The sequence below is a fragment of the Actinoplanes sp. CA-030573 genome (assembly GCF_050951115.1).
GTDB lineage: Bacteria > Actinomycetota > Actinomycetes > Mycobacteriales > Micromonosporaceae > Actinoplanes.
This window is the reverse complement of sequence record NZ_CP192038.1, coordinates 6,108,960-6,134,397: the sequence shown is the minus strand read 5'-3', so window position 1 is coordinate 6,134,397 and position 25,438 is coordinate 6,108,960. Positions and strand designations below refer to the sequence as shown.

General features: G+C 72.3%; 23 protein-coding genes. 10 read left to right on the top strand and 13 right to left on the bottom strand.

Going from position 1 to position 25,438, the window contains the following annotated elements:
- Nucleotides 1-134: 134 nt before the first annotated feature.
- A complete protein-coding gene (locus ACQP2F_RS28390; RefSeq protein ID WP_433292585.1) occupies nt 135-1,232 on the bottom strand; it encodes a pectinesterase family protein in 1,098 nt (365 codons plus the stop codon).
- Between the two features lie 184 nt (nt 1,233-1,416).
- On the bottom strand, nt 1,417-2,418 hold the full coding sequence (locus ACQP2F_RS28385) for a LacI family DNA-binding transcriptional regulator (protein ID WP_433292583.1): 1,002 nt from the start codon (nt 2,416-2,418) through the stop codon (nt 1,417-1,419).
- A 107-nt stretch (nt 2,419-2,525) separates the two neighbouring features.
- Here ACQP2F_RS28385 and ACQP2F_RS28380 point away from each other — a divergent pair, with 107 nt between their 5' ends.
- The 4 genes from ACQP2F_RS28380 (at nt 2,526) to ACQP2F_RS28365 (ending at nt 6,496) form a co-directional block, all read left to right on the top strand.
- The gene (locus ACQP2F_RS28380; RefSeq protein WP_433292581.1) at nt 2,526-3,677 is read left to right on the top strand and encodes a Gfo/Idh/MocA family protein; all 1,152 of its coding nucleotides are present in this window, start codon (nt 2,526-2,528) and stop codon (nt 3,675-3,677) included.
- A 73-nt stretch (nt 3,678-3,750) separates the two neighbouring features.
- The gene (locus ACQP2F_RS28375) at nt 3,751-4,854 is read left to right on the top strand and encodes a DUF993 family protein (protein ID WP_433292579.1); all 1,104 of its coding nucleotides are present in this window, start codon (nt 3,751-3,753) and stop codon (nt 4,852-4,854) included.
- Complete coding sequence (locus ACQP2F_RS28370) at nt 4,851-5,660, top strand: sugar phosphate isomerase/epimerase family protein (protein WP_433292577.1); 810 nt, start codon at nt 4,851-4,853, stop codon at nt 5,658-5,660. The genes ACQP2F_RS28375 and ACQP2F_RS28370 overlap by 4 nt, the downstream gene beginning before the upstream one ends.
- Complete coding sequence (locus ACQP2F_RS28365) at nt 5,657-6,496, top strand: PmoA family protein (protein ID WP_433292575.1); 840 nt, start codon at nt 5,657-5,659, stop codon at nt 6,494-6,496. The genes ACQP2F_RS28370 and ACQP2F_RS28365 overlap by 4 nt, the downstream gene beginning before the upstream one ends.
- A 23-nt stretch (nt 6,497-6,519) precedes the next feature.
- Here ACQP2F_RS28365 and ACQP2F_RS28360 read toward each other — a convergent pair whose 3' ends face one another.
- The 6 genes from ACQP2F_RS28360 to ACQP2F_RS28335 form a co-directional block, all read right to left on the bottom strand.
- Nucleotides 6,520-6,831 (bottom strand): hypothetical protein, encoded by a 312-nt coding sequence (locus ACQP2F_RS28360; RefSeq protein ID WP_433292573.1) that lies wholly within the window; start codon nt 6,829-6,831, stop codon nt 6,520-6,522.
- Nucleotides 6,832-6,914: 83 nt separating this feature from the next.
- The gene (locus ACQP2F_RS28355) at nt 6,915-8,054 is read right to left on the bottom strand and encodes a Gfo/Idh/MocA family protein (protein WP_433292571.1); all 1,140 of its coding nucleotides are present in this window, start codon (nt 8,052-8,054) and stop codon (nt 6,915-6,917) included.
- Between the two features lie 4 nt (nt 8,055-8,058).
- Nucleotides 8,059-9,522, bottom strand: coding sequence for a mannitol dehydrogenase family protein (locus ACQP2F_RS28350; RefSeq protein ID WP_433292569.1), 1,464 nt, complete (start codon nt 9,520-9,522; stop codon nt 8,059-8,061).
- Nucleotides 9,519-10,805: an enolase C-terminal domain-like protein gene (locus ACQP2F_RS28345; RefSeq protein ID WP_433292567.1), complete on the bottom strand. Its 1,287-nt coding sequence runs from the start codon at nt 10,803-10,805 to the stop codon at nt 9,519-9,521. Before ACQP2F_RS28345 ends, ACQP2F_RS28350 begins: the two co-directional genes overlap by 4 nt.
- Nucleotides 10,802-12,238 carry a glucuronate isomerase gene (gene uxaC, locus ACQP2F_RS28340; RefSeq protein WP_433292565.1) on the bottom strand — a complete coding sequence of 479 codons (1,437 nt, stop codon included), beginning with the start codon at nt 12,236-12,238 and terminating at the stop codon, nt 10,802-10,804. Before uxaC ends, ACQP2F_RS28345 begins: the two co-directional genes overlap by 4 nt.
- On the bottom strand, nt 12,235-13,563 hold the full coding sequence (locus ACQP2F_RS28335; protein WP_433292563.1) for a Gfo/Idh/MocA family protein: 1,329 nt from the start codon (nt 13,561-13,563) through the stop codon (nt 12,235-12,237). Before ACQP2F_RS28335 ends, uxaC begins: the two co-directional genes overlap by 4 nt.
- Before the next feature lie 238 nt (nt 13,564-13,801).
- On the opposite strand from ACQP2F_RS28335, the gene ACQP2F_RS28330 reads away from it, so the two are divergent.
- From ACQP2F_RS28330 to ACQP2F_RS28310, 5 genes are read left to right on the top strand one after another with little or no spacing between them, the layout of a single operon-like run.
- Nucleotides 13,802-14,884, top strand: coding sequence for a LacI family DNA-binding transcriptional regulator (locus ACQP2F_RS28330; RefSeq protein WP_433292561.1), 1,083 nt, complete (start codon nt 13,802-13,804; stop codon nt 14,882-14,884).
- A complete protein-coding gene (locus ACQP2F_RS28325; RefSeq protein ID WP_433292559.1) occupies nt 14,853-16,193 on the top strand; it encodes an ABC transporter substrate-binding protein in 1,341 nt (446 codons plus the stop codon). Before ACQP2F_RS28330 ends, ACQP2F_RS28325 begins: the two co-directional genes overlap by 32 nt.
- A gap of 25 nt (nt 16,194-16,218) precedes the next feature.
- Nucleotides 16,219-17,187 (top strand): carbohydrate ABC transporter permease, encoded by a 969-nt coding sequence (locus tag ACQP2F_RS28320; protein ID WP_433292557.1) that lies wholly within the window; start codon nt 16,219-16,221, stop codon nt 17,185-17,187.
- Nucleotides 17,187-18,020: a carbohydrate ABC transporter permease gene (locus ACQP2F_RS28315; RefSeq protein ID WP_433292555.1), complete on the top strand. Its 834-nt coding sequence runs from the start codon at nt 17,187-17,189 to the stop codon at nt 18,018-18,020. Before ACQP2F_RS28320 ends, ACQP2F_RS28315 begins: the two co-directional genes overlap by 1 nt.
- Before the next feature lie 4 nt (nt 18,021-18,024).
- The gene (locus ACQP2F_RS28310; protein WP_433292553.1) at nt 18,025-18,624 is read left to right on the top strand and encodes a hypothetical protein; all 600 of its coding nucleotides are present in this window, start codon (nt 18,025-18,027) and stop codon (nt 18,622-18,624) included.
- Here the strand turns inward: ACQP2F_RS28310 and ACQP2F_RS28305 are convergent.
- The 3 genes from ACQP2F_RS28305 to ACQP2F_RS28295 are packed head-to-tail and all read right to left on the bottom strand — an operon-like array spanning nt 18,608 to nt 21,695.
- On the bottom strand, nt 18,608-19,444 hold the full coding sequence (locus ACQP2F_RS28305; RefSeq protein ID WP_433292551.1) for an alpha/beta fold hydrolase: 837 nt from the start codon (nt 19,442-19,444) through the stop codon (nt 18,608-18,610). The genes ACQP2F_RS28310 and ACQP2F_RS28305 overlap by 17 nt on opposite strands.
- Nucleotides 19,445-19,503: 59 nt before the next feature.
- The gene (locus ACQP2F_RS28300) at nt 19,504-20,508 is read right to left on the bottom strand and encodes a sugar phosphate isomerase/epimerase family protein (RefSeq protein WP_433292549.1); all 1,005 of its coding nucleotides are present in this window, start codon (nt 20,506-20,508) and stop codon (nt 19,504-19,506) included.
- A gap of 11 nt (nt 20,509-20,519) precedes the next feature.
- Entirely contained in the window at nt 20,520-21,695 is a 1,176-nt protein-coding gene (locus ACQP2F_RS28295; protein ID WP_433292547.1) for a Gfo/Idh/MocA family protein, read from the bottom strand.
- A gap of 101 nt (nt 21,696-21,796) precedes the next feature.
- Between ACQP2F_RS28295 and ACQP2F_RS28290 the strand changes: the two genes are divergently transcribed.
- Nucleotides 21,797-22,792, top strand: a complete 996-nt coding sequence (locus tag ACQP2F_RS28290) for a LacI family DNA-binding transcriptional regulator (RefSeq protein WP_433292545.1) — start codon at nt 21,797-21,799, stop codon at nt 22,790-22,792.
- A gap of 91 nt (nt 22,793-22,883) precedes the next feature.
- On the opposite strand, the gene ACQP2F_RS28285 is transcribed toward ACQP2F_RS28290, so the two are convergent.
- Both ACQP2F_RS28285 and paaK read right to left on the bottom strand, forming a co-directional pair.
- A complete protein-coding gene (locus ACQP2F_RS28285; RefSeq protein ID WP_433292543.1) occupies nt 22,884-24,110 on the bottom strand; it encodes a glycoside hydrolase family 3 N-terminal domain-containing protein in 1,227 nt (408 codons plus the stop codon).
- An 11-nt stretch (nt 24,111-24,121) separates the two neighbouring features.
- Nucleotides 24,122-25,438, bottom strand: a complete 1,317-nt coding sequence (gene paaK / locus ACQP2F_RS28280) for a phenylacetate--CoA ligase PaaK (protein WP_433292541.1) — start codon at nt 25,436-25,438, stop codon at nt 24,122-24,124.

The window sequence follows — 25,438 nt, the reverse complement described above, 5'->3', positions numbered from 1 at the left end:
TCGGCCCGGCTGGTGGCAGTCCCTCGTCGGGAGCTTGCCAGCGCAGCGACGTGGGCGGGTCTTCTGCGGTGACCTGACCCGGGGCGGCGCGGCCGGTCACTCGGCGGTGGAGCGCGGCCCTCGAACGAGCGTGCCTACCTACCGGACTGCGGGCGCCAGCCGTCGGAGCCTCGCAGGAACGCGGCCATCGTCTGCCCGGCCGCCTCGGTGTCGGTCAGCTGGGGGCGGCCGGGTGAGGCAATCGCGCCCGGGCCGCGGTTGTGGTACTCGGCCAGCCGCGCCTCCCGCCACGGCCACGTGCCGAAGTCGCTCCACGCGGCCGGCCCGATGTGCGCGCCGATCCAGGAGTCGCGGATCATCGTCTGCCCGATCGCGTCCGGGTCGTTGCCCGGGTGCCACGGCCGCCCCAGGAACACCGTGCCGGCCGGGGCGTCCGAGGTGAGCATGCAGCGGTGCAGCAGATAGCCGTACGGGATGGTGATGTCCTGGCTCGGCGCGGTCACGTACCCGTTGGGGCTGCTGTTGCGGTTGAGCGAATGGATCCGGCACCGGTCGAAGACCGCCGTGCCGCGCCCGAAGATGAAGTCGACGTCGCCCTCGATGTAGCACTCGCGGAAGTAGGCCCGGTTCGCCACCCCGGCCGCGCTGCTGTTGACGTAGAGCGTGTCCTGGTTGCCGAGGAAGCGCACCCGGTCGAACTCCATCCGGTCCGCCCGGGTCAGCACCGCTACCGCCTGCCTCGAGGTGATCTCGGGATGGGCGGCCTCGTCGAACAGGTTGGCGAAGGTGAGATTGCGCGCCTTGAACCCGGCGCCGTCGACGGTGACCGACGCGCTGCCGGACGTGCCCCAGGGTGTCCCGTCCGGCTTGAGCGTCCCGTTCGCCCGGTCGTCCGCGATGATCACGGCCTCGGGCCCGGCGCCCGTCCCGATCAGCGTGACGAACGGCTTGCTCGACGGGATGATCACCTGTCCGAGGTACGCGCCCGGCCGCACCGCGATAAACCGGGGCTCGGTGTTGCCGGCCGGTACCGCGTCGACGGCGGCCTGGACGGTCGTGAAGTCACCGCTGCCGTCGGCGGCCACGACGGCGAACGGTGGCTCGTGCCGGGCGGGGGAGCGGCGCCCGGCGCGGGCCGGATAGGCGGCCTCGGCCGGGGTGACGACGGCCGCGGTCAGGGCCGTGCCGGCCAGGCCGCCGCCGGTTAGCTCGAGGAATCTACGTCTGCGCATCGAGGGAACCTCCTGAGGAAAGGCCTTTCCTGCGGAAGTTAGAACCATCGATGCGCCTCGTCAATACTGAATGCCGCCATCGCGCACAACGCCGGTCGAGGTGCGGGCCGGCCAAGGCGAGCGGGCCGGCCGCAACGGCGGCGTCCTATGTGTCGCCTCGGGGCGGCCGCGCAACGTACCGGCCTCAGAGAGCCCAAGTACTCTCGCGCGCCACCAGCTCCGCCGGAATCGTCTCCACCCGCGGCCCCTCGCCGGCCGCGCCCAGCGCGAGCCGCATTGCCCGCTCGCCCATCTCGGTCAGCGGCAGCCGCACCGACGTCAGCGACGGCGTCACGTCCCGCGCGATCGGCATGTCGTCGAAGCCGATCACCGCCACCCGCCGATCGCCCGTCGCCCGCAGCGCGGCCAGCGCGCCGACCGCCATCGAGTCGTTCAGCGCGACGATCCCGGTGACGTCCGGGAAGGCGGCCAGCACCCGTTCGGCCGCCGCGAACCCGCCATCGCGGGTGAAGTCGGAATGGACGATGCGGTCCTTCGGCAACTTGTGCCGAAATTTCCGGACGGCCCGTCGCACGCCCGCCAGCCGGTCGAACGTGGTCGTCAAAGCGGGCGGCCCGGCGATCACCGCGATCGAGGAGTGGCCGAGCGAGTAGAGGTGCGACGCGGCCAGGAACCCGCCCTCCTCGTTGTCCGGCACGATCGCGTCGCCGGTGTGCTCGTGCCGGCCGATCACCGCGATCCGCCCGCCGGTCGCCTCGAACGCGCGCAGCCGGTCGTCGATCCGCCCCGCCGTCGCCGCGTCCAGGTAGCCCGAGCCCGCGATCACGATCGCCGCCACCTGGTGGGCGTGCAGCAGGTCGATGTACTCCAGCTCGCGGTCGGGCTGCCGGTAGCTGTTGCAGATGATCGCCAGCCGCCCGTCGGCCTCGGCCACCCGCTGCAGGCCGCGGGTGATCTCGGCGAAGTAGGGGTCGGAGACATCGTGCACGATCACGCCGACGGCGCTGCGGTGGGAGCGGGCCAGCATCTGGGCGTGCGCGTTCGGCACGTACTTCAGCTCGGCCACCGCCGCCAGCACGCGCTCACGGAGGGTGTCGGCGACCGGCTTCGGGCTGCCGTTGATGATGCGGGACGCGGTCGCGGTGGACACGCCCGCGTGCCGTGCGACGTCCGCCAAGGTGGCCATGACCCGGGAGGATACCTGCGCCGGTCTTGCCCGTACGGCAGCGCGCCCGTTACCGTCTAGGAAAGCGCTTACCCAGGCGCGCAGGCCGACAACGGAGGACCAGCGGCATGGCCCGGACGACCATCGGAATCGTGCTCAACGGCGTCACCGGACGGATGGGGCTGCGGCAACATCTGCTCCGCTCGGTGCTCGCCATCCGCGAGGACGGCGGCCTGCCGCTGCGGGACGGGTCGGTGCTCTGGCCCGAGCCGGTGCTGGTCGGCCGCAGCGAGGCCAAGCTGCGCGACATCGCCGGGCGCCACGGCCTGACCGACTGGACGACCGACCTGCCGGCCGCCCTGGCCCGCCCCGACGTGCAGGTCTACTTCGACGCGCAGGTCACCTCGGCCCGGGTCAAGGCCCTGCAGATGGCGATCGAGGCCGGCAAGCACGTCTACACCGAGAAGCCGGTCGCCGAGACCCTCGAGCAGGCGGTCGAGCTGGCCCGCCTGGCCGACGCGGCCGGCGTCAAGCACGGCGTGGTGCAGGACAAGCTGTACCTGCCCGGTCTGCGCAAGCTGGCCCGGCTGGTCGAGGGCGGTTTCTTCGGCCGGGTGCTGAGCGTACGAGGCGAGTTCGGCTACTGGGTCTTCGAGGGCGACTGGCAGGCGGCGCAGCGCCCGTCCTGGAACTACCGGGCGGCCGACGGCGGCGGCATCGTGCTCGACATGTTCCCGCACTGGCACTACGTGCTCGAGCAGCTCTTCGGCCCGGTTCGCGCGGTCACGGCCCGGGCGGTCACCCACATCGACCGGCGGTGGGACTCCGACGGCGCGGCCTACGACGCGACCGCCGACGACGCGGCCTACGGGATCTTCGAGGTGGACGGCGGCATCGTCGCCCAGATCAACTCCTCGTGGGCGGTCCGGGTCAACCGCGACGAGCTGGTCGAGTTCCAGGTCGACGGCACGCACGGCAGCGCGGTCGCGGGCCTGCACCACTGCCGCATCCAGCCGCGCGCCGCGACGCCGAAGCCGGCCTGGGATCCGGACGTCCCGACCGCGCAGCGGTTCCGCGAGCAGTGGCAGGAGGTTCCCGACAACGACGTCTTCCCCAACGGCTTCCGGGCGCAGTGGGAGGAGTTCCTGCGGTACGTCGCCGAGGACGCTCCCTACGCCGGCGACCTCTGGGCCGGGGCCCGCGGCGTGCAGGTGGCCGAGCTGGGCCTGCGGTCCTCGCGCGAGGGCCGCCGCATCGAGATCCCGGACCTGGCCGGATGAGCGCGCTGCTGGTCCTCGTCGCCGCGCGCGTCGCCCTGCTCGGCGCCGCCGCCCACGTCCTGGAGCCCTCCCGATGATCACCTTCAGCGGCCGCGGCCGTGAGTTCACCGCACCCCGAACCCCCTTCCACACCCGCATCGCGTACGCCGCGGCGCCCGTCACCGCCGATCAGCATGCCGAGAACATCCCGGGCGCCCCCGCCACCCTGGACTGGGACGCCACCCTGCGCTTCCGCCACCACCTCTGGTCGTACGGCTTCGGGGTGGCGGAGGCGATGGACACCGCCCAGCGCGGCGCCGGTCTCGACTACCCGGCGACCCGCGAGCTGATCCGGCGCAGCGCCGCCGAGGCGCGGGCGGCCGGGGGAGCGATCGTGGCCGGCGTCGGCACCGACCAGCTCCCGGCCGGCCCGGCGACGATCGACGACATCCGGAAGGCGTACGCGGAACAGCTCGCCGATGTGCAGGAAGCCGGCGCCCAGCCGGTCCTCATGTGTTCCCGGCACCTCGCCGCCGCCGCCACCGGCCCCGACGACTACCGCCGCGTCTACGGCGAGCTGCTGGCCGAGGCCGATGGCAAGGTCCTGCTGCACTGGCTGGGGGAGGCGTTCGACCCCGCGCTGGCCGGCTACTGGGGTGGCGACGAGGTCGTGCTGTCGCTGATCGAGGAGCACGCCGGCAAGGTCGAGGGCATCAAGCTGTCCCTGCTGGACGCCGACCGCGAGATCGCCATGCGCCGGAGCCTCCCGGCCGGGGTCCGCATGTACACCGGCGACGACTTCCACTATCCCGCCCTGATCCGCGGGGATTCGTCCGGCCATTCCGAGGCGCTGCTGGGCGTGCTGGCCGTGATCGCCCCGCCGGCGGCGGCCGCGTTCCGGGCGCTCGATGTCTCCGACACGGCGCTCTATGACCGCATCATGGACGCCACGCTCCCGCTCGCCCGCCACCTCTTCGCCAGCCCGACCTATCACTACAAGACCGGCATCGTCTTTCTCCACTGGCTCGCCGGCCACCAGGATCACCTGACCATGGTCGGCGGCGCGCAGGCCGGCCGTTCCCCGAGTCACCTGCTCGAGCTCATGCGCCTGGCCGACCAGGCCGGAATCCTCCCCGACGCCGACCTGGCCTCCGCCCGGGCCCGGGCCTGGCTCACCACGGTAGGACTCGACCGATGACGCTCAGCCGTTTCTCGCTCAATCAGGCCACCACCAAGCGCTGGCCCCTCGACGAGCTGATCGCCGGGTGCACCGCCGCCGGCGTCGCCGCGGTCGGCCTGTGGCGGGAGGAGGTCGCCGGCTACGGCCTCGACAAGGCGGCCGCCCTGCTCCGGGACGCCGGGATCACGGTGTCCTCATTGTGCCGCGGCGGCTTCTTCCACGAGCAGGACTGGTACGACGACAACCGCCGCGCGATCGACGAGGCGGCGGCGCTCGGCACCGACACGCTGGTCCTGGTCAGCGGCGGCCTTCCCGGCCGGTCCCGCGATCTCGACGGCGCCCGCCGCCACGTCGGTGACGCGATCGGCGCGCTGGTGCCCGACGCGCGCGCCGCCGGCGTACGGCTCGCCATCGAGCCCCTGCACCCGATGTTCTGCTCCGACCGCTGCGTGGTGGCCACCCTCGGCCAGGCCCTCGCGCTGGCCGAGCCCTACCCGCCGGACGTGGTCGGCGTGTGCGTCGACACCTATCACCTGTGGTGGGACGACCGGGTCTGGGACGACATCCGTGAGGCCGGCCGCCAGGGCCGGATCGCCGCGTTCCAGCTCGCGGACTGGATCACCCCGCTGCCCGAGGGCGTCCTGCTCGGCCGCGGCCTGCCCGGCACCGGCTGCATCGACATGCGCCGCTTCGCCGCCGCCGTCCGCGAGGCCGGCTACCACGGCTGGACCGAGGTCGAGGTCTTCCACGAGGACGTCTGGTCCCGCCCCGGCGCCGAGGTCCTGGCCGAGGCCTACGCCGGCTACCGGGCGGCCACCGCATGACCGGCACGCTGCGCGTCGCCGGCACCGTCGTGGCCACCTACGAGCTTCCCGACCTGGACATCCGGCTCGCCCCGCGCCCCTATCTCCACCCCGTGCGCACACTCTCCGGGGTGCCGGTCACCGACGCGCTGTGTCACGACCACCCCTGGCACATGGGCGCCTCGGTGACCATCGCCGACGTCAACGAGCTCAACTTCTGGGGCGGCCGGACCTACGTGCGGGACGGCGGCTACGTCTGGCTCGACGACCACGGCCGGATCGTCCCGGTCACCCACAGCGAGCTCCCCGACGGCTTCACGTCCGACCTGGAGTGGCGGTCCGCCTCCGGCGAGGTCATCCTGCGCGAGCACCGCACGGTCCGGGCCACCACCGCGCCGCGGGGCTGGGAGCTCTTCTTCCGGTACGCCCTGAGCACCCCCACCGAGGCCGAGGTGACCCTGGGCAGCCCCACCACCCACGGCCGTCCCGGCCAGGCCGGCTACGGCGGCTTCTTCTGGCGTGCCACCGCCGGCCCCGCCACCCCCGGCCCCGCCACCCCCGGCCCCGCCACTCCCGGCCCCGCCACCGCCTTCTCCGCGACGTCGGACAGCCCGCACGGCAGCGCCGACCCGTGGCTGGCGGTCGTGGTCGCCGACCGCTACACCCTGGTCTTCCGGGGCCTGGCCGACGCCGACCGCTGGTTCGTGCGCACCGAGGAGTACGTGGGTGTCTGCGCCGCCCTGGCCTTCACCGACCCGCTCGCGATAAAGCCCGGAACGCCGCTGACCCGAACGATCCGAGTCCTGGTCGCCGACGGCGCCCTGACCCGCCCCGAGATAGCGGAAGCCCTCGCCTGAGCCGTCCGCCGCCGCGCCGCTCTTCAGAAGGCGGAATCCCCGGCCGCCTGTTCGAGCACCGCCAGCAGCAACACCGCCACCAGCGCCGCCGCCAGCCCGAACAGCGCCGCCTGCCCGCCCAGCGACGCCGACGACCGCGCGTTCCGCGCCCCGGCCACCACCCACAGCCCCGCCACCACCAGGCACCCCGGCAGGAAGACGCCACCCCACACCAGGCTGCCCTCGACCGCCGTCCGCAGCCCGTCGCCGACCCCGCTGCCGGCCGCCGCGAAGGCCACGATCCCGCCCGCCAGCCCGGCCAAGATCCAGGCCGCGGCGACGGCGAAGGCGCGCATCCGGCTCACCACGGCGGGCAGACTACTCCTTCGATCCATGCCCGTCGATCACCGAATCCGCTCCCTCGCGGCCGAAGCGGACGTCAGGTCACCGGCAGCCGCTGGGTGAACGGCGCCGCCGCCCACGGGACGCCCATCTCCGAGGGCAGCGCCATCGTCTCGACCACCTTGCGCAGCAGGTCGTTGACGCCGGGGATGGTCCGCTTCGGGCCCTCGACCAGCACCGCCGCGTCGTCGAGCAGGTGCGGCGCCGGCACGCCGGGCAGGGTCAGCGCCTCGAGCACGGCGGTGAAGTCGGCCGTCGCCTGCAGCGGCACGAGCAGCGGCGTGCCTGCGGTCCGGTGCTCGACCAGGTTCGTCAGCAGGTCGGCGCGCCCCGCGACCGTCCGCATCTCGTCGTCACCGGGCAGCAGCACGCGGTCGGTCGGATACTCCAGCACGGCCCGCCCCGCGGTCCCGCGCGCCGCGATCTCACCCGCGACGAAGTCCTCGCCGGCCAGCGTCACCGCGACGACCAGGTGCAGCCCACTGTCGAACGTGATCCGCGCGAACGCCGTGTCCTCCACCTCGATCGGCCGCACCCGGTAACGCTCCGCCACGAGCTGCCGCGGACGGCCGGCGCCCGCAGCCCGTGCGCCGGCCAGGGCTTGCATGACGGCGTGGGCGAGCGGATTGATCAGCGCGCCGTCGATCACCGGCCGTCCCGCCACGCTGCGCCGTCCGGCCCACGGCGACCGTGCGTAATAGACGTCGTCCCGCTGCCAGGACGCCGTCGCGGTGATCCCGCCGAGTGCGCCGAGCGTGGGCAGCGCGTCCCGGAACTGCCGCCAGGCCGCGGACCCGAGCGCCTGGAAGCCGACCTGGCAGACGCGCCCGGCCGCGGTCAGCGATGCGGTGAGCGTGTGGTGCGCGGCGAGCGAGGCCACCGGCGGCTTCTCCAGCAGCAGGTCACACCCGGCGGCGATGGCGTCGAGCGCGATCGGCAGGTGGGTGTGCGGCGGCGTGCAGATCACCACCACGTCGGGGCCGGTCCGGGCGAGCAACTCACGGTGATCGGAGAAGACCGGGACCCCGGCCGGTACGGGTGGGTCCGTCTCGAGAGGCCGGACATCCGCGAGACCGGCCAGCCGTACGCCCCCGGCCGCCTCGATCTCGGCGATCCGCCGCCGATGCCACCGCCCATGTCCGTTCGCCCCGATGAGCGCCACCGTCGTGGTCGTCATGCCGTCACGCCGCCGAGGCCAGGGTGGCCGCGACGCCATGCCGGTCGAAGTCGGTCAGCCAGTCCACCAGCAGCTGCCGCACCACCTCGTCGCCGGCCAGCTCCGGCGCGAAGACCGAGTCCAGGCCGAGCAGCGCGTCCACCAAGCCCGGCGGCGTGTCCGGCGCCTTCTCGAGCCGCGCCCGGATGACGCCGGCCAGCGGATCGTCGAGGGGGAGCGGACTTCCGTCGTCGGCCACTCCGCGCACGAAACGCATCCAGGCCGCCACCACCAGCGCGCCCCAGCGTGGCGTGGCCCCCGCCGCCCGCCGGTCGCGGACCGCGTGCAGCACCCGCTGCGGCAGCTTCTGCGAGCCGTCCATGGCGACCTGCACGGTCCGGTGTCCCATCGCCGGGTTGTCGAACCGGCGCAGCACTTCTTCGCCGTACTCGACCGTGTCCACCCCGTCCGGTGCCGTGAAGCTGGGCGCGATGTCCTCGGCGATGAACCGCCGCATGGTGGCGGCCATCCCCGGCAGCGTCAGCGCGTCGGCGATCGTCTTCCGCCCGGCCAGCGCCCCGAGGTACGCGACGGCCGAGTGCACCCCGTTGAGCGACCGCAGCTTGAGCCGCTCCCACGGCCGCGGGTCGCCGGTGAGCACGGCCCCCGCCCGTTCCCAGGCCGGCCGCCCGGCGGGGAAGTCGTCCTCGATGATCCACGCCCGGTAGGGCTCGCCCCACAGCGCCGCCTCGTCCCGCACGCCCAGCTCGCCGCGGGCCACCGCCAGCGTCTCGGCGGTGCTGGCCGGGACGATCCGGTCGACCATCGTCCCCGGGCAGGTCACGTTCTCCCGCACCCAGCCGGAGAGCGCCGTCGCCTCCGCCAGGTGGTCGACCAGACCCCGCAGCAGATGCCCGTTGGCCGGCAGGTTGTCGCAGCTGACCAGGGCGATCGGCCCGCCGTCGGCCTGCCGTCGGGCCGCGAGCCCACGGATCAGCAGGCCCGGCACCGTGCGCGGCGGGCGGTCGGTCTCCAGGTCGCCACGCAGGTCGTCGTCGAGCAGCAGCCGCCCGGTGGCCGGGTCGAGGCGGTAGGCCTTCTCGGTCACGGTCAGCGTGACCATCCGGATCGCCGGGTCGGCGATCAGCGCCACCACCGCGCCCGGGTCGCTCGCCGCGTGCCGCAGCCCGGCCAGCGATCCGATGACCCGGGCCGACCGTCCCCCGGCGGCGAGCGTCGTGACGCTGTAGAGGTTGTCCTGCGCCCGCAGTGCCTCGAGCACGGTGACCGAGCGGGGCGCGACCCCGACGATGCCCCAGTCGCCGCCGGCGGCCGCCATCGCGTCCTCGGTGAAGACCGCCTGGTGCGCGCGGAAGAACGCGCCCAATCCGAGGTGGACGATGCCGGCCCCGGCCTCGCCCGGGGTGATCCGGGGACGGGACGCGGCGGGAACCCGGCTCAGGGTGGACAGTCGCAGACGGTCGCTCATCGCCAGGCCCGCCCTTCGGGGAACCGGAACTCGGCGATCGACTCCGGCCGGATGTCGGAGCTGTAGCCGGGCCGCTCGGGCACCAGGTAACGGCCGTCGCGCGTACGCACCGGATCCTGGAAATGCTCGTGCAGGTGATCGACGTACTCGACCATCCGCCCGTCCAGCGACGTGCCCACCCGCAGATAGTCGAAGATCGCGAGGTGCTGCACCAGCTCGCAGAGGCCGACGCCGCCGGCGTGCGGGCAGACCGGCACCCCGAACTTCGCCGCCAGCAGCAGCTCGGCCAGCACCTCGGGCACGCCCGCAACCCGGCAGGCGTCGATCTGCATGACCCGGATCGCGTCCGCCTGCAGCAGCTGCTTGAAGATCACCCGGTTGGCGGCGACCTCGCCGGTGGCGACCCGGACCGGCGCCACCGCCCGCTGGATCCGGGCATGCCCGAGCACGTCGTCCGGATGGGTGGGCTCCTCGATCCAGTACGGGCCGGTCTCGGCCAGCCGGGCCATGTTCGCGATCGCCTCGTCGACGCCCCACACCTGGTTGGCGTCCATCATCAGCAGCGCGTCCGGCCCGATCTCCGCCCGGATGATCCGCGCCCGCCGGACGTCGTCCTCGATCGGGCCGCCGACCTTCATCTTCATGGCCCGCCACCCCTGTCCGTACGCCTCCCGGGTCAGCGCTCGCACCTTGTCGTCCGGATAACCCAGCCAACCCACACTCGTCGTGTACGACGGGAAGCCCTCCCGCCGCAGCTGGGCGAGCCGGTCCTCGAGCCCCACGCGGCCCTTGTCGAGGATGGCCGCCGCCTCCTCGGGGGTGAGCGCGTCGTCGATGTGCCGGAAGTCGACGCAGGCCACCAGCTCGGCGGTGGGCATCTCGGCGAGCAGCTGCCACATCGGCTTGCCCTCGGCCTTGGCCCGCAGGTCCCACACGGCGTTGACGATCGCGCCGGTGGCCATGTGCAGCGCGCCCTTCTCGGGCCCGAGCCACCGCAGCTGCACGTCGGCGGTCAGCGACCGGAGGAAGGCCAGCGGCTCGGCGAACAGGCCGCCGAGCGTACGCCCCTCGACGTGGTGGGCGAGCGCGCGCACCGCCGCGCAGGTGATCTCGTTGCCCCGCCCGTTGGTGAAGGTGAAGCCGGCCCCGGTGACGCCGGCGTCGGTGGCGAGCTCGACATAGGTGGCCGAGTAGTCGCCCCGGTTGATCGCGTCCGACCCGTCGCCGGCCGCGGCTGTCGGGAAGCGGACGTCGTGGACGGTGAGCCCGGTGATCGTGGTCATGCTGCCTTCCCGTTCGCGCTCCCGTTCAGGCGGAAGATCCGCTTCGGCAGGTGGTAGGAGAGGTCGGCCATCGTCTCGGCCGCCTCGTCGAGCGGAAGCCGGTCCTGCACCACGAGCGAGGCCAGGTACGCGGCGTCGGAGCGGCGGGAGATGTCGTGCCGCACCGGGATCGAGCAGAAGGCGCGGGTGTCGTCGACGAACCCGGCCGTGTTGTAGAAGCCGGCCGAGTCGGTCACGGCCTCGCGGAACCGGCGCATCGCGTCCGGCGTGTCCAGGAACCACCACGGCGCGCCGATGAAGAGCGCCGGGTAACCGCCCGCGAGCGGGGCCAGCTCGCGGCTGAACGTGTACTCGTCGAGGGTGTAGACGACCAACCTCAACCGCGGATCCATCCCGTACGCGTCGAGCAGCGGCCGAAGGGCGTTGACGTAGTCGGTGGCCTGCGGGATGTCGCCGCCGACGTCCTTGCCGTGGGCCGCGTGGAGCCGGCGGTTGTGGTCGCGGACGGCGCCCGGGTGCAGCTGCATGACCAGGCCGTCGTCGAGCGACATGCGCGCGAACTCGAGCAGCATGTGGGCCCGGAACGTCTCGGCGTCCGCGGCCGACGCCTCCCCGCGCAGCCCCCGCTCGTAGATCCCCCGGGCCTCGGCCTCGGACAGGACCGTGGTGCGGGCCGTCGGGTGCCCGTGGTCGGAGGACGTGGCGCCGGCCGCGATGAACGCCTGCCGCCGGCCGCGCAGGGCCGCCAGGTAGCCCGCGTACGTCCCGGTGTCCTCGCCGGCCAGCTCGCCGAGCCGGCCGATGTCGTCGCGCCAGTCCTCGCGGTCGAGGTCGACGACGTTGTCCGGCCGGAAGGTCGTGATCACCCGGCCGCCCGGCCCGCCCCAGCCGTCCGCCGCCAGCTTGGCGTGCTGCCCGAGGTCGTCGGTCGGCGACTCGGTGGTGGCCAGCACCTCGATGCCGAACCGCTCGAACAGCGCCCGCGGCCGGAATCCGGGCTCGGCCAGCCGGGCGGCGATCGCGTCGTACACGTCGTCGGCAGTGTCCCGGCTCAGCGGTGTCTCGACCCCGAAGACGGTCGCGAAGGTGCGCTCCAGCCAGAGCCGCGACGGGGTGCCGCGGAACAGGTGCCAGTTCGCGGCGAGCAGCCGCCAGATGACCCGCCCGTCGGTCTCGACCGGCCCGCCGTCGCGTCGCGGCACCCCCAGCCGGTCCGGCGGGACTCCCTGGCTGAGCAGCATGCGCGTGACGTAGTGGTCGGGCACGACGAGCAGCCGCGCCGGATCTCCAAAGGGCTCGTCGTCGGCGAGCAGGCGCGGGTCGACGTGACCGTGCGGGCAGAGCAGCGGCAGGTCACGCGCGGTGGCGTAGAGCTCGCGCGCGACCTGCGCGTGGCGCGGGTCGATGGCGAACGTCGGGTCGGACACGGTCACCTCTTCGCTAGGTCGAGCAGGTCGGAGACCCGGACCCGCTCGCTCGTCTGCAGGGAACGGTTGGCGGCGAGGCCGGTGAGCAGCGCGAGGGCGCCGTCGCGCGCGGTCGCCGAGCGGTGCATCGGGTCGGTCCGCGCCCCGAACAGCACAGCGGTCATCCGGCTGTCGGCGCCGCCGTGCCCCTCCCGGCGGTGCGGTTGCAGCTTGACCTGGTAGGGCGGCGCCCAGTACGGCCGGATGGTCAGCGTGACGCCGCCGAGCTCGGGCGCCTCGCTCACCCCGTGGACGGCCGCGCCCTTGAGCTCGCCGGCCGCACCGGGGCTGACGTGGTCGTTCTCGACGACCTCCAGCTCGAGCCGCCCCTTGCTGCCGTTGACCATGAGCCGGTAGCCCTCCCATGGCGCATACGCGGTGAGGTGGTACGTCATGGTCGCCCCGGTGTCGTACCGCACCACCACGGCCAGGTCGTCCTCGATCGTCACGCCGGGGGCGAACACGTTCTGGTCGCGGTGGTAGCCGTCCTCGGCCTCGGCGTCGAGGTACAACTCGCGCAGCCGCGGGTTGGCGGCCAGGTCGAGGGCGAACGGGTCGTCCTGTGCCGCCGGGCTGCCGTGCGCGCGGTCGTAGTCGCGGGCGTACCCGTGCCGCCGGCCCGCCTGGCCGTAGAAGAAGAGCCGCCCCGACGCGTACACCTCGGCCGGCGCGGCGCCGAGCCACCAGTTCACCAGGTCGAAGTGGTGGCCGGACTTGTGCACCAGCAGGCCGCCGGAGTTGGCCTTGTCACGGTGCCAGCGGCGGAAGTAGTCGGCGCCGTGCCGCACGTCGAGCAGCCACTCGAAGTGCACCGACCCGATCTCCCCGATCTCGCCCGCGGCCAGCAGCGTGCGGACCATCTCGTGCACCGGGTTGAACCGGTAGTTGAACGCGACCGACACCCGGTGGCCGGTGCGGTCCTGCGCGTCGAGGATGCGGCGGCAGCTCTCGGCGTCGACGGTCATCGGCTTCTCGGTGATCACGTCGCACCCGGCCTCGAGGGCGGTGACGATGTGCCCGGCGTGGGTGCGGTCCATGCTCGTCACGATCAGCTCGTCGACGCGCTCGCGGGCGAGCATGGCGGCCAGGTCGGCGGCCGCGTACGTCGGCACCGGCTCGTGCCCGGCGGCCTTGAGCCAGCGGTTGTGCGCGTCCATCCGCGACTGGTTCACATCGGCGAGCGCGACCAGCTCGGCGGTTGCGGCGTGGTCCCCGGTGACGGCGCGGACGAACATCTCGGCGCGGGCCCCGGCACCGACGAGCGCGTACCGGCGGCGGCCTTCTCGTGGCATGTGTCCTCCAAGCCGTAGGCGGCCGGTGGCTGCAAAGGTTTGCAGCGAAGTTAGGCCGATCGATGAGCCGAGTCAATGACTCGGTCGATTATTGTCCGGTTTTGTCCGGAGGAAAGCGCGTACCTCTCGTCGTTCTGCAATCTTTATGCAACACAAGCACATTGACACCCGTGCAACCGCTTGCATTAATTGTGGGCACCAGTGACCGCCGCCACAGCGCCGACGAGGAGGTCAGAGCGTGTCCGTCACCATTCGCGATGTCGCTCGGGCGTCCGGCGTGCACATCTCCACGGTGTCGCGCACGTTCTCGGCGCCGCACCTGGTCAATCCGAACACCCGCAGCCGGGTGCTGGCCTGCGCCGAGGAGCTGGGCTACCGGCCCAACCGCGCGGCCCGCGCCCTGATCACCGGCCGCACCTACAACATCGGCCTGATCGTGGCCGACATCGCGAACCCGTTCTTCCCCCCGCTCATCAAGGCCGCCGAGAGCCAGGCCCGTAAGCACGACCACCACATCTTCGTGGCCGACACGAACGAGGACCCGGCCGTCGAGGAAGAGGTGGTGCGGGCGCTGGCCAAGCAGGTGGACGGCGTCCTGCTCTGCAGCCCGCGCATGAACAACGCGCTGATCGAGCAGCTCAGCCGCGAGGTCGCCCTGGTCGTCGTCAACCGCCAGATCACCGGCATCCCCGCCGTCGTGATGGACGTCGCTCAGGGCGCCCGGCTCGCCGTCGAGCACCTCGTCGCCCGCGGTCACCGCAAGCTCGCCCTGCTCACCGGCCCGCGCGGTTCCTGGACCAGCCGGGAGATCCGGCGTTCCGCGACCTCCACGGCCCGGGCCGGGCACGCCGAGCTCACCGTCATCGGACCCAACCCGCCGACCGAGGTCGGCGGTCTCGGCGTCGCCGAGGACGTGCTGCAGGCCGGCGCCACCGCGGTGCTCGCCTACAACGACCTGATGGCGATCGGCCTCATCGAGGGGCTGCTGTCCGCGGGGGCACGGGTGCCCGAGGACGTCAGCGTCGTCGGAATAGACGACATCATGCTCAGCCGGCTCACCCGTCCGAAGCTGACCACGGTGGCGACACCCACCGCCGCCGCGGGTCGGGCGGCCGTCGACATGCTGCTCGCGCATGGCGACGACCGTCGTTCCGCCGCACATCTCCATCTGCCGACCGAACTGGTCATTCGCGACTCGACGGGGCCGGGCCCGGGTCCGCACAGCCCTGCGGACCCGGGCAACGTGACCGTCCCCGGAGGGGTCGCCTCCCTAAAAGGAGCCAACCGTCATGGAATCCCTCTCGAGGAGCGCCACGCCTGATCAACGTACCCCGGCGTTCCGCCGGACGCGCCGCCGGCTGCTCGCCGCCGCTCTCGCCGTGCCCCTGGTCCTGGGGGCGGCGGCGTGCGGCGATGACGGCGACTCCGGCGGCGGGTCGGGCGACAAGGTCGAGCTCTCCATCTTCTGGTGGGGTGCGGACGCCCGGGCCGAGCTGACCGACAAGGCGCTCGCGCTATACACCCAGAAACACCCGAACGTCACGTTCAAGAAGACCTGGCAGGCCAACCAGGGCTACTACGACAAGCTCGCCACGCTCACCGCCGGCGGCAACGCGCCGGACATCTTCCAGATCGACGACAACGCGATCTCCGAGTACGCGCAGCGGGGCGTGACGCTCGACCTCACGCCGTACGCCTCGAACGGCAAGCTCGACGTCAGCAAGTTCTCCAAGGGCCTCAAGGAGTACGGCGAGGTCGACGGCAAGCTGGTCGGCGTCGCCATGGGCGAGAACACCCAGGGCCTGGTGTACGACAAGACCCTGCTCGACAAGAACAAGCTGCCCGCGCCCACCACCGGCATGAGCTGGCCGGACTTCATCAAGTGGGCGGCCAACGTCTCCAAGGTCGCCAAGATCCCGGGCACCCAGGACGCGAGCGCCGTCTACCAGGCACTCTGGGTCTACCTACGGCAGAACGGCAAGGATCTCTACAAGGGCAACCAGATCGCCTTCGACGAGACCGACCTCACGAACTGGTTCCAGATGTGGAAGGACGCGGGCGCCCAGGGAGCCACCCCGACGCCGGACGTCATCCACGAGGGCAACGACTCGAGCGTGAGCAAGCAGCTGGTCGTCACCGGCAAGGCCGACACGTCGTGGGTCTGGACCAACCAGATGCCGGAGCTGAAGAAGAACACCAAGAGCGACCTCGGCCTGATGGCGTACCCGGGCGACCCGAGCGCCCAGTGGGCCCGCGCCTCGCTCTACTTCTCGCTCTTCCGCGGCAGCCCGCACAAGGACGCCGCGATCGACGTGGTGAACTTCCTGGCCAACGACCCCGAGGCCGGCATGATCCTCGGCACCGACCGCGGCCTGCCGCCGAACCTCGACGTCCGCAAGCAGGTCGAGGCCTCGGTCACCGACCCGAACATGAAGCAGACCATCGCGGTGCAGAGCGAGCTCGCCACCAAGTTCGGGCCGACCTCGCCGACCGTCCCGCCGAAGGGCCACAGCAAGGTCAAGACCGAGCTGGTCCGGATCGCCGAGGGTGTCACCTACGGACGGGCGACGCCGGCGCAGGGAGCCAAGGACTTCGTCACCGCCGCCAAGGCGGCCATCGGGCAGAGCTAGGACCGACCCCGTGACCATGGCTCAGATGCCGGTCCGTCCGACCGAGCCCGTGCCCCCGGCTCCCGCCGCTCAGCGGCGGGGCCGGGTGGCCCGCCGGCGCCGTCGCCAGGACCTGGCCGGCTACCTCTTCCTCTCACCGTGGCTGCTCGGCCTGGTGGGTATCACCGCGATCCCGATGCTGCTCTCGCTGTACCTCAGCTTCACCGACTACAGCCCACTGATCCCGGTGACCGAGTCGCAGTGGATCGGGCTCGACAACTACCGGAAGATGTTCACCGCCGACCCGTCCTACTGGCACGCGGTGCGGGTCACGGTCACCTTCGCCCTGGTGGCCGTGCCGCTCAAGCTCGCGGCCGCACTCGGCGTCGCGATGCTGCTGAACAAGGCCATGCGCGGCATCGCGCTGTTCCGCGGCCTCTTCTACCTGCCGTCGCTGCTCGGCGGCAGCGTGGCGCTGGCCATCGTCTGGCGTGGCATGTTCTCCGGCGACGGCGCCTTCAACGCGTTCCTGTCGTTCTTCGGCATCGAGGGCAAGGCCTGGGTCAACGACCCCACCTGGGCGCTGCCCACCCTGATGCTGCTGGCCATCTGGCAGTTCGGCGCCCCCATGGTCATCTTCCTGGCCGGGCTCAAGCAGGTGCCGGTCGAGCTCTACGAGGCGTCCTCGGTGGACGGCGCCGGGGCTTGGCGCAAGTTCTTCCACATCACGCTGCCGCTGCTGTCCCCGGTCATCTTCTTCAACCTGGTGCTGGAGACGATCCACGGCTTCCAGGGCTTCACGTCGGCGTTCGTGCTCAGCAACGGCACCGGCGGCCCGGTCGACTCGACCCTGATGTACACCCTGCACCTCTACAAGGCCGGCTTCGTCGACCTGAACATGGGCTACGCGTCCGCGATGGCGTGGGTGTTCCTGCTGGTGGTCGGCGCGATCACCGTGATCCTGTTCAACACGGGCCGGTTCTGGGTGCACTACTCCGACTCCGAGGAGCGGTGATGCGCTCGAGACTGCTCCGCCTGCTGGCCCTGCTCGTCATCCTGGCGATCGTGCTGTACCCGCTCTTCTGGATGATCGGCACGTCCTTCAAGTCGCCCGAGGAGATCGCCAGCAACATCGGCCTGATCCCGAACGACTTCACGCCGGGCAACTTCCAGGAAGGCTGGAACAAGTTCGACGTGGCCTTCGGCCGCTTCTTCCTCAACAGCGCCATGGTGGCCACGCTGACCGTGGCCGGCAACACGATCTCCTGCCTGCTGGCGGCGTACGCGCTGGGCCGGCTCCGGTTCCGGCTGCGCGGCTTCTGGTTCGCCCTCATGATCGGCACCCTGCTGCTGCCCGGGCACGTGCTGATCATTCCTCAGTACATCCTCTTCCGGACGCTGGGCCTGGTCGGCGGCGACTTCCCGTACCTGCCGCTGCTCGTGCCGCACTTCCTGGCGACCGAGGCGTTCTTCGTGTTCCTGATGGTCCAGTTCATGCGCGGCATCCCGCGCGAGCTGGACGAGGCCGCCGTGATCGACGGCGCCTCGGCGTTCGGCGTCTTCCGCCACGTCGTGCTGCCGCTGAGCCGACCGGCCCTGGTCACCACGGCGATCTTCTCGTTCATCTGGACGTGGAACGACTTCTTCCGGCAGCTGGTGTACCTCTCCCAGCTCAAGGACTACACCGCCCCGGTGGCGCTGACCCTGTTCATCGACTCGACCAGCGAGAGCTCGGTCGGCCCGATGTTCGCCATGTCGCTTCTCTCGCTGATTCCGGTGTTCCTCTTCTTCGTGGCCTTCCAGAGGCTGCTGGTCGAGGGCATCAACACCAGCGGCCTGAAGGGCTGAGCGCATGCCCCACGACTGGCGCGAATCCCTGCGGCTGGCCGCCGACCTCGCCCTGCTCGGCATCGTCGTGACGCTGCTGTCGCTTCCGCTACTGACGGCGGGGGCGGCGGTGGCGACCGGCAGCCACGCCATCCGTCACCTCATCGCCCACGGCCGGTGGCCCTCGCTCGCCGACTGCTGGGCGGTGTTCCGCCGGCGGCTGGTGCCCGGCCTGATCGCCGGCCCGGCCGTGGCCCTCGGGTCCGCGCTTCTGCTCATCGACATCGCGGCCCTGCGCCGGGGCGCCGTCCCGGGCGGCGGCCCGGTGCTGACGCTCGTGCTCGCCATCGGCGCGCTGGCGGCCGGCTACGTCGCCCTGGTGGCCGTGGAAGCCGGAACCCTCCCGCCCGGCACGCGCCGGCCGGGCGCCGCTCGGTCGGCCTTCGCCCTGGCCTGGGCGCGGCCGGTCGTCCCGCTGGCCGCCGCCGGCGTGCTGGCGGTGGTGGCCGTCCTGGCGCTGCTGGTCCACCCCGCCCTGGTGCCGGTCCTCGCCGGCTACGCCCTCTTCGCGCTGCACGTGGTGACCCCGAAGGTGGCCGGCCCCCGGCTCACCCGGGCGGCGTAGCCGACCAAAGCTCGGCCAGCAGCGCGTTCACCAGGTCGGGCCGCTCACGCTGCGGCTCGTGCCCGGCGCCCGGCACCGTCACCAGCCGGCCGCCGATGCGGTCGGCCACCCGCGCGCAGACGGCCCGCATCACGTCGGCCATGCCCGGCCGGTACCCGGGCGGCACCGATTCCCACCCACCGACGATCACCAGCTTGGGGAAGCCGGCGTCGCGCAACGGCTCGGTCGCCAGGTCGGCGAGCCAGCACGGACGCTCGCGGAGCGCCGTGCCCGCGGCCCGGAGCAGCCACGACCCCGGCTCCGGCCGCGGCCCGTCCCCGAAAGCGGCTCGCACGTACTCCTCGGGCGTCCCACGCCGTGCGCCCGCCATGTACCGGCGCCCGTCCTCGATTGCCCGTGCCACCACCGGGTCGTCCGCCGCCACGCCATGGGCGCACGGCTCGATCAGCGTCAACGACCGCACCAGGCCGGGATGAGCCGCCGCGGCCAGCATCGCGACGGTCCCGCCGTACGAGTGGCCGACGAGGTGCGCCCCGCCGCCCAGCAACGCGCCGACGTCCTCGGCATCGACCGCGTAGTCGCTGGTGATCGCGTCGTCGCGGTCCTCGTGGTCGCCGTGGCCTTCGCGGGGACCGCCGGGACGGAGGTCGGGGCTCGCGCCGAAGCCCCGCCGGTCCGGCAGCAGGATGCGCCGCTCCCGGGCGAGCGGCCGCTGATGCTCGAAGGCGAGGGCGGCCCAAGCGAACGTCCCGTGGACGAGGATCGCCGGCTCCGCCGAAGCCGGCCCGTCCCACACCGAGACGTGGATCGGCGGTCGCATGACCGGACCCTACCGAAACACCACTGTGGAGTTGTCAAGGAACGCCCGGACGCCCCCGGTCAGACGCCGGCCGCCCGGGCCGCGGCCAGCAGGTTGTCGGCGGCCTGCCGCAGGCCCTCGATCTGGTCGAGCTCGGTGTCCTCGTGCTCGATGTTCACCGCCATGTCGGGGTCGACCGCGTGCAGCGCCCGCAGGAACGGCGCCCAGAACTCCTCGATGCCGTGCCCGCGGCCGACGGCCACGAACTGCCACGAGGGCCGCGACGGCCATTGGTTGAGTGTGTTGCGGCCGCCCAGGTTGAGCGGGTTGCGATCGGCGGGCGTACGGGTGAACCGGTCGTCCAGCACCCCGAACAGCCGCACGTTCGCCTCGTTGATCCGGGTGTCCTTGGCCGCGGCGTGGAAGACGAGGTCGCCCAGGTGCTCGACCGCCGCCACCGGGTCGATGCCCTGCCAGAAGAGGTGGCTCGGGTCCATCTCGGCGCCCACGTGGGTGGCGTTCGTCTGCTCCACCAGCCGCTGCAGGGTCGGCGGGTTGAAGACGAGATTGTGCGGGTGCATCTCGATGCAGATCTTGACGTCGGCGTCGGCAGCCCGGGCCTGGATGTCGCGCCAGAACGGGACGGCGACCTCGTTCCACTGGTGATCGAGCACGTCGAGCCATTGGCTGTCCCACGGGTTGACCACCCAGTTGGCGGTCGAGGCGCCGGGGTGGCCGCCGGGCAGGCCGGACATGGTGACCACCCGCTTGACGCCCAGCAGCGCGGCGACCTCGATCGTGCGGCGCAGGTCGGCGGCGTGGCGGGGACCGACCAGCGGATCGGGGTTGAGCGGGTTGCCGTTGACGTTGAGCCCGGTGAGCGTGATGCCGGCCTGGGCGAACCGGCCCAGATAGTCCTCGCGGGCGGCGCTGCTGGCCAGGATGTCGTCGATCGGGATGTGCGGCGCACCGATGAAGCCACCGGTGTTGATCTCGGCGCTGGTCAGGCCCAGCTCTCCGAGGATCTTGAGGGTCTCGTCGAGGGAACGGTCATGGAGGCAGGCGGTGTACGCGCCGAGTTTCATCGGTGGTCTCCTCAGAGCTGGACGGGCTTGTCGGTGGCGGACACGACCGCGTCGAGCACGCGCAGGTTGTGCAGGCCGTGAGCCATGTCGGGGCACGGCGGCAGGGTGGCCGCCCCGGCGATCTGGTCGAGGAACGCGCGGGCCTGGTAGATGAAGAAGTCGTTCTGCCCGTGGCCGACGGTGGGGAAGTCCATCGGAAGGCCGCCGGCGACGTACGGGTGCCAGGGGCCGATGAAGACCGTCCGCACCCCGTTGACCTCGGTCGCCGGGCCCCCGTCGGCGATGGTGAACTCGGCCGGCCGGGTCAGGTCGAACGAGGCCGTGCCGTTCTCACAGAACAGGTCGATGCGCAACGTGTTCGCATGGCCGAAGGCGACCCGGGACAGCGAGAAGGTGCCGACCGCGCCGGACTCGTAGGCGGTGGTGAAGGTGCAGACGTCCTCGTTCTCCACCGGGACGCGCTCGTCGCTGACCCGCACGCCGCCGGCGTGACCGACCGCGACGCCGAGCGGGCGCGGCCGGTCCTTCACCAGCGTGGTCATGGTGGTGCCCTGGACGGCGGTGGTCGGGCCGCAGAAGAACTCGGCGAGGTCGACCATGTGGCTGCCGATGTCGGCCAGCACGCCGCTGCCCGCGCCGCCGAGATAGCGCCAGCTCATCGGGCGCTGCGGGTCGTAGCCGTAGTCGCACCAGTAGTTGCCGACGAAGTGTCGCACCGGGCCGAGTGAGCCCTCGACCTGCTGCTTGATCGCATTGATCGCGGGGGAGCGGCGGAAGGTGAAGCCCACCGCGTCGACCAGCTCGGGCGCGGCGGCGGCCGCCTCCACCATGGCCTGGGCGTCGGCGATCCCGGGCGCCAGCGGCTTCTCGCAGAGCACGTGCTTGCCGGCGGCCAGCGCGGCCTCGGTGATCTCGCGGTGCAGGCTGTTGGCGACGGCCACGCTGACCGCGTCGACGTCGGGGGCGTCGACGACCGCGCGCCAGTCGGTCTCGGCCCGGGCGAAGCCGTACCGCGCCGCGGTGTCGGCGGCGAACGGCTCGTGCACGTCGGCGATGGCGACGAGGCGGGGCGCGGGCAGGTCGAGGCCGAAGACGGTGGCGGCGCTGCGATAGGCGTTCGCATGGGCGCGGCCGACCATGCCGGCTCCGATCACCGCTACGCCGATCGAGGGCGGGCGAGGGGACATGGAGGGACCTCCTGAAGGCGCGATCTTTAAAGCGCTTTAAATCCCCTGTACTATCTGAGTCGATCTCGATGCGTGTCAAGTGCTGCACGGGGAGTGAATTAGTGGATCAGCGACCGCGTCTCGCCGACGTCGCCGCCCGCGCCGGTGTCTCGACCGCATCGGTGTCGCTCGTTCTCCGCGGCGCGCCCGGGCCGAGCGCCGACACGCGCGACCGGGTGATGGCCGCCGCCGCCGAGCTGTCCTACCGCGCCGATCGCACGGCCAGCCTGCTCGCGCGCCGCCGCCGGCATCTGCTGGGCGTGCTGCTCGACGTGCGCAACCCGTTCCACGCCGAGCTGGTGGAGGAGCTGCACTGCGAGGCCGACAAGGCGGGCTACGAGGTGGTCCTCTCCACGCTCACCCGCGACCGTGACGAGGACCGGGCGATCGAGACGCTGCTCGACTTCCGCTGCGAGGCCCTGATCCTGCTCGGTCCCGACGCGTCCGACGACGCGCTCGATCGGCTGGCCGGGCAGGTGCCCTGCGTGGTGGTCGGCCGCACGGTGGCCGAGGCCGACGTCGACGTGGTGCGCTCGGCCGACGACGTGGGCGTCGACGCGGCCCTGTTTCATCTGATCTCTTTCGGACACTCGCGCATCACCTTCGTGGACGGCGGTCGCGGCGCGGTGGCCGCGACCCGCCGCCGCGGCTATCGCCGGGCGATGCGGAGAGCGGGCCTGGTCGCGGAGGTTGTGCCCGGCGATCACACCGAGGAGGGCGGCGTACGCGCGGGGCGCCGCATCGCCGCCGAGCACGTGCTCCCGACGGCGGTCGTCGCCTCCAACGACCGTCTCGCGGTCGGCGTGATGGACGCCTTCGTCCGGGCCGGCATCGACGTCCCCGGCCAGGTCTCGGTGGTCGGCTACGACGACAGCACGCTGGCCCGTCTCGCGCACATCGACCTGACCTCGGTCAACCAGAACGCGCCCGCCCAGGCCCGCGAGGCCGTGCAGGCCGCCGTCTCCCGCCTCGACGCCGGCCGCGTCCAGCGCCTGGAGATGGTCCAGGTCCCGCACCTGGTCGTGCGCGGCAGCACGGCCGCACCGCCCGCCGGCTGAGGCCCCTGCCGATGCAGGAAACAGTGCGGCGCCGGGCAAAACGGGACGGCGGCGGGGCCGCGGAGGCGGTGTCGTGGCGGAAGGGCGGCGGCTAGCAGCGCAGCAGGCCGGCGCGCGCCTTGGCCTGCAGGACGTGCCGGGCCGCGTCGGTGACGCGGGCGCGGAAGGCGGCGTCGTGGGCGGCCCGCTCGATCAGGGCGTCGGCCATCGGGGCCGCGTCGGTCGGGCGGATCGTGAGCACCATGTCGCCGCCGGCCGCGACGAAGCGGACCGCCCGCTGGCCCACCGGCACCGGGTCGAGCGCCACCGCCGCGCCCAGGTCGTCGGACATCACCAGCCCGCGGAAGCCCAGCCGTTCGCGCAGCAGCCCGGTGACGATCGGCCGCGAGAACGCCGCGATTGCCGAGCCGTCCAGCTTCGGGTAGCGGGCCGACGAGATCATCACGGCCGCCGAGCCGGCCGCTATACCGGCCTGGAACGGGCCCAGGTACGGATCATTTACGGTCGCCGTGGCGTCGACCGCCTTGGTCGACAGGTCGGTGTTGAACCGGACCCGCCCCAGACCCGGGAAGTGCTTGAGCACGCTCAGCACGCCGGCGCCCTGGCCGGCCGGGACGACCGTGCGGATGTCGGCGGCCACCCGCGCCGGGTCCGACCCGAACTGCCGGTGCCAGTAGCCGATGGGCGGGTTGTCCTCGCCGATCGACGCCGGCACGGTGTCGGCGACCGGCGCCAGGTTCACCGTCACGCCGATGCCGGCCAGGCGCCGGGCGCTGTCCCGGGTCGTGTCGCGCAGCGCCGCCTGCGATCCGGCGCCCAGCTTCTCGGCCGAGGGCAGCAGGGGGAAATCCGCGCCCTTGAGCGTCTGGACGTTGCCACCCTCCTGGTCGAGGGAGATCAGCAGCGGTAGCGCGGACCGCTTCTGCAGCCCGGCGATGTCGCCGCGCAGCTGCCCGGCGCTGTGCGTGCTCCGCCCGTGCAGGAAGACACCGCCCAGGTGGTAGCGGCGCACGGTGTCGCCGAGCCCGCTCGGCGCGTTCACCGAGATGCCCACCATCAGCAGCTGGCCGGCCTGCTCGGCCGGCGACAGCTTCCCGAGCGTACGCGTGACGCAGTCGGCGCTGACCGACGGCGACGGAGACGGTGGCGGCGGGACCGCCATCGACGGCACCGAGGGCGGCGGTACCGACGGCGACGGCAGGGAGGGCGAGGCCGGGACGGCGGCCGACGGTGAGGCGGCCACGGTGGACGGCGGCGTGGAGCCGCAACCCGCCAGGGCCAGCGCCGCGGCAAGGCCGATCATGACTCGGGTGCGCATCGGCGCCCACGCTAGCCGGTCTGCGCACCACCTCGAAGGTCGACGATGCGCCGCATCTTGCCCATCGATCTCTCCACCCCGTCCGGCTCGATGACCTCCACCCGTACGCTCACGCCGATGTTGTTCTTGATCGCGATGGCCAGATCGTTGCCCGCCTGCGTGACCACCTCCGGATCGGTGCCGGCGCGGCGCTCGACCTTGACCGTGAGCGCGTCGAGGCGGCCGTCTCGCGTGAGCACGCACTGGAAATGGGGTGCGAGCGCGGGCGTACGGAGGATGAGCTCTTCGATCTGGGTGGGGAAAAGGTTCACGCCGCGCAGGATGATCATGTCGTCGGTGCGGCCGGTGATCTTCTCCATGCGCCGCATCGGGCGCGCCGTGCCGGGCAGCAACCGGGTGAGGTCGCGGGTGCGGTAGCGGATCACCGGCATCGCCTGTTTGCTCAGCGAGGTGAAGACCAGCTCGCCGACCTCGCCGTCGGGCAGCACCTCGCCGGTGACCGGGTCGATGATCTCGGGGTAGAAGTGGTCCTCCCAGATGTGCGGGCCGTCCTTGGTCTCGATGCACTCGTTGGCCACGCCCGGGCCCATCACCTCGGACAGGCCGTAGATGTCGAGCGCGTGCATGTCGAGCCGCTCCTCGATCTCGCGGCGCAGATCCTGGGTCCACGGCTCGGCGCCGAAGATGCCGACCTGCAGCGAGGTGGCGCGCGGATCGACGCCCTGCCGCTCCATCTCGTCGACGATGGCCAGCAGGTAGCTCGGCGTGACCATGATGATCTCGGGTTCGAAGTCCTGGATGAGGCGGACCTGACGCTCGGTCATGCCGCCGGAGACCGGGATGACGGTGCAGCCCAGCTCCTCGGCGCCGTAGTGCGCGCCGAGGCCGCCGGTGAACAGCCCGTACCCGTACGCGACATGCACGCGATCGCCGGGCCGGCCCCCCGAGGCGCGGATCGATCGCGCCATGAGCTTGGCCCACGTGTCCAGATCCTCCCGGGTGTAGCCGACGACGGTCGGCCGGCCGGTCGTGCCGGAGGAGGCGTGGATGCGCGAGATCTGCTCGCGCGGCACGGCGAACATGCCGAACGGGTAGTTGGCGCGCAGGGTGGCCTTGTCGGTGAACGGGAACTTGGCCAGGTCGGTGAGATCACGCAGGTCACCCGGGCGCACCTGGCGCTCGTCGAACATCTTGCGGTACTGCGGGACGTTGTCGTACGCGTGCCGCAGCGACCATCGCAGCCGGTCGAGCTGGAGCGCGCGCAGCTCGTCGACCGAGGCGCGCTCGATCGGGTCGAGATCTTCGGGGCGGGGGATCCGGTCCTGCAC

What these genes read in the sequence shown, in the direction of transcription:
- ACQP2F_RS28360 (WP_433292573.1), bottom strand. Translation starts at nt 6,831, where the DNA reads ATGCGCGCCTTCGCCGTCGCCGCGGCCTGGATCTTGGCCGGGCTGGCG.
- ACQP2F_RS28350 (WP_433292569.1), bottom strand. Translation starts at nt 9,522, where the DNA reads ATGAGCGACCGTCTGCGACTGTCCACCCTGAGCCGGGTTCCCGCCGCG.
- ACQP2F_RS28320 (WP_433292557.1), top strand. Translation starts at nt 16,219, where the DNA reads ATGCCGGTCCGTCCGACCGAGCCCGTGCCCCCGGCTCCCGCCGCTCAG.
- ACQP2F_RS28315 (WP_433292555.1), top strand. Translation starts at nt 17,187, where the DNA reads ATGCGCTCGAGACTGCTCCGCCTGCTGGCCCTGCTCGTCATCCTGGCG.
- ACQP2F_RS28380 (WP_433292581.1), top strand. Translation starts at nt 2,526, where the DNA reads ATGGCCCGGACGACCATCGGAATCGTGCTCAACGGCGTCACCGGACGG.
- ACQP2F_RS28310 (WP_433292553.1), top strand. Translation starts at nt 18,025, where the DNA reads ATGCCCCACGACTGGCGCGAATCCCTGCGGCTGGCCGCCGACCTCGCC.
- ACQP2F_RS28285 (WP_433292543.1), bottom strand. Translation starts at nt 24,110, where the DNA reads ATGCGCACCCGAGTCATGATCGGCCTTGCCGCGGCGCTGGCCCTGGCG.
- ACQP2F_RS28305 (WP_433292551.1), bottom strand. Translation starts at nt 19,444, where the DNA reads ATGCGACCGCCGATCCACGTCTCGGTGTGGGACGGGCCGGCTTCGGCG.
- ACQP2F_RS28375 (WP_433292579.1), top strand. Translation starts at nt 3,751, where the DNA reads ATGATCACCTTCAGCGGCCGCGGCCGTGAGTTCACCGCACCCCGAACC.
- ACQP2F_RS28300 (WP_433292549.1), bottom strand. Translation starts at nt 20,508, where the DNA reads ATGAAACTCGGCGCGTACACCGCCTGCCTCCATGACCGTTCCCTCGAC.
- ACQP2F_RS28355 (WP_433292571.1), bottom strand. Translation starts at nt 8,054, where the DNA reads ATGACGACCACGACGGTGGCGCTCATCGGGGCGAACGGACATGGGCGG.
- ACQP2F_RS28390 (WP_433292585.1), bottom strand. Translation starts at nt 1,232, where the DNA reads ATGCGCAGACGTAGATTCCTCGAGCTAACCGGCGGCGGCCTGGCCGGC.
- ACQP2F_RS28345 (WP_433292567.1), bottom strand. Translation starts at nt 10,805, where the DNA reads ATGACCACGATCACCGGGCTCACCGTCCACGACGTCCGCTTCCCGACA.
- ACQP2F_RS28295 (WP_433292547.1), bottom strand. Translation starts at nt 21,695, where the DNA reads ATGTCCCCTCGCCCGCCCTCGATCGGCGTAGCGGTGATCGGAGCCGGC.
- ACQP2F_RS28370 (WP_433292577.1), top strand. Translation starts at nt 4,851, where the DNA reads ATGACGCTCAGCCGTTTCTCGCTCAATCAGGCCACCACCAAGCGCTGG.
- ACQP2F_RS28335 (WP_433292563.1), bottom strand. Translation starts at nt 13,563, where the DNA reads ATGCCACGAGAAGGCCGCCGCCGGTACGCGCTCGTCGGTGCCGGGGCC.
- ACQP2F_RS28325 (WP_433292559.1), top strand. Translation starts at nt 14,853, where the DNA reads ATGGAATCCCTCTCGAGGAGCGCCACGCCTGATCAACGTACCCCGGCG.
- ACQP2F_RS28365 (WP_433292575.1), top strand. Translation starts at nt 5,657, where the DNA reads ATGACCGGCACGCTGCGCGTCGCCGGCACCGTCGTGGCCACCTACGAG.
- ACQP2F_RS28385 (WP_433292583.1), bottom strand. Translation starts at nt 2,418, where the DNA reads ATGGCCACCTTGGCGGACGTCGCACGGCACGCGGGCGTGTCCACCGCG.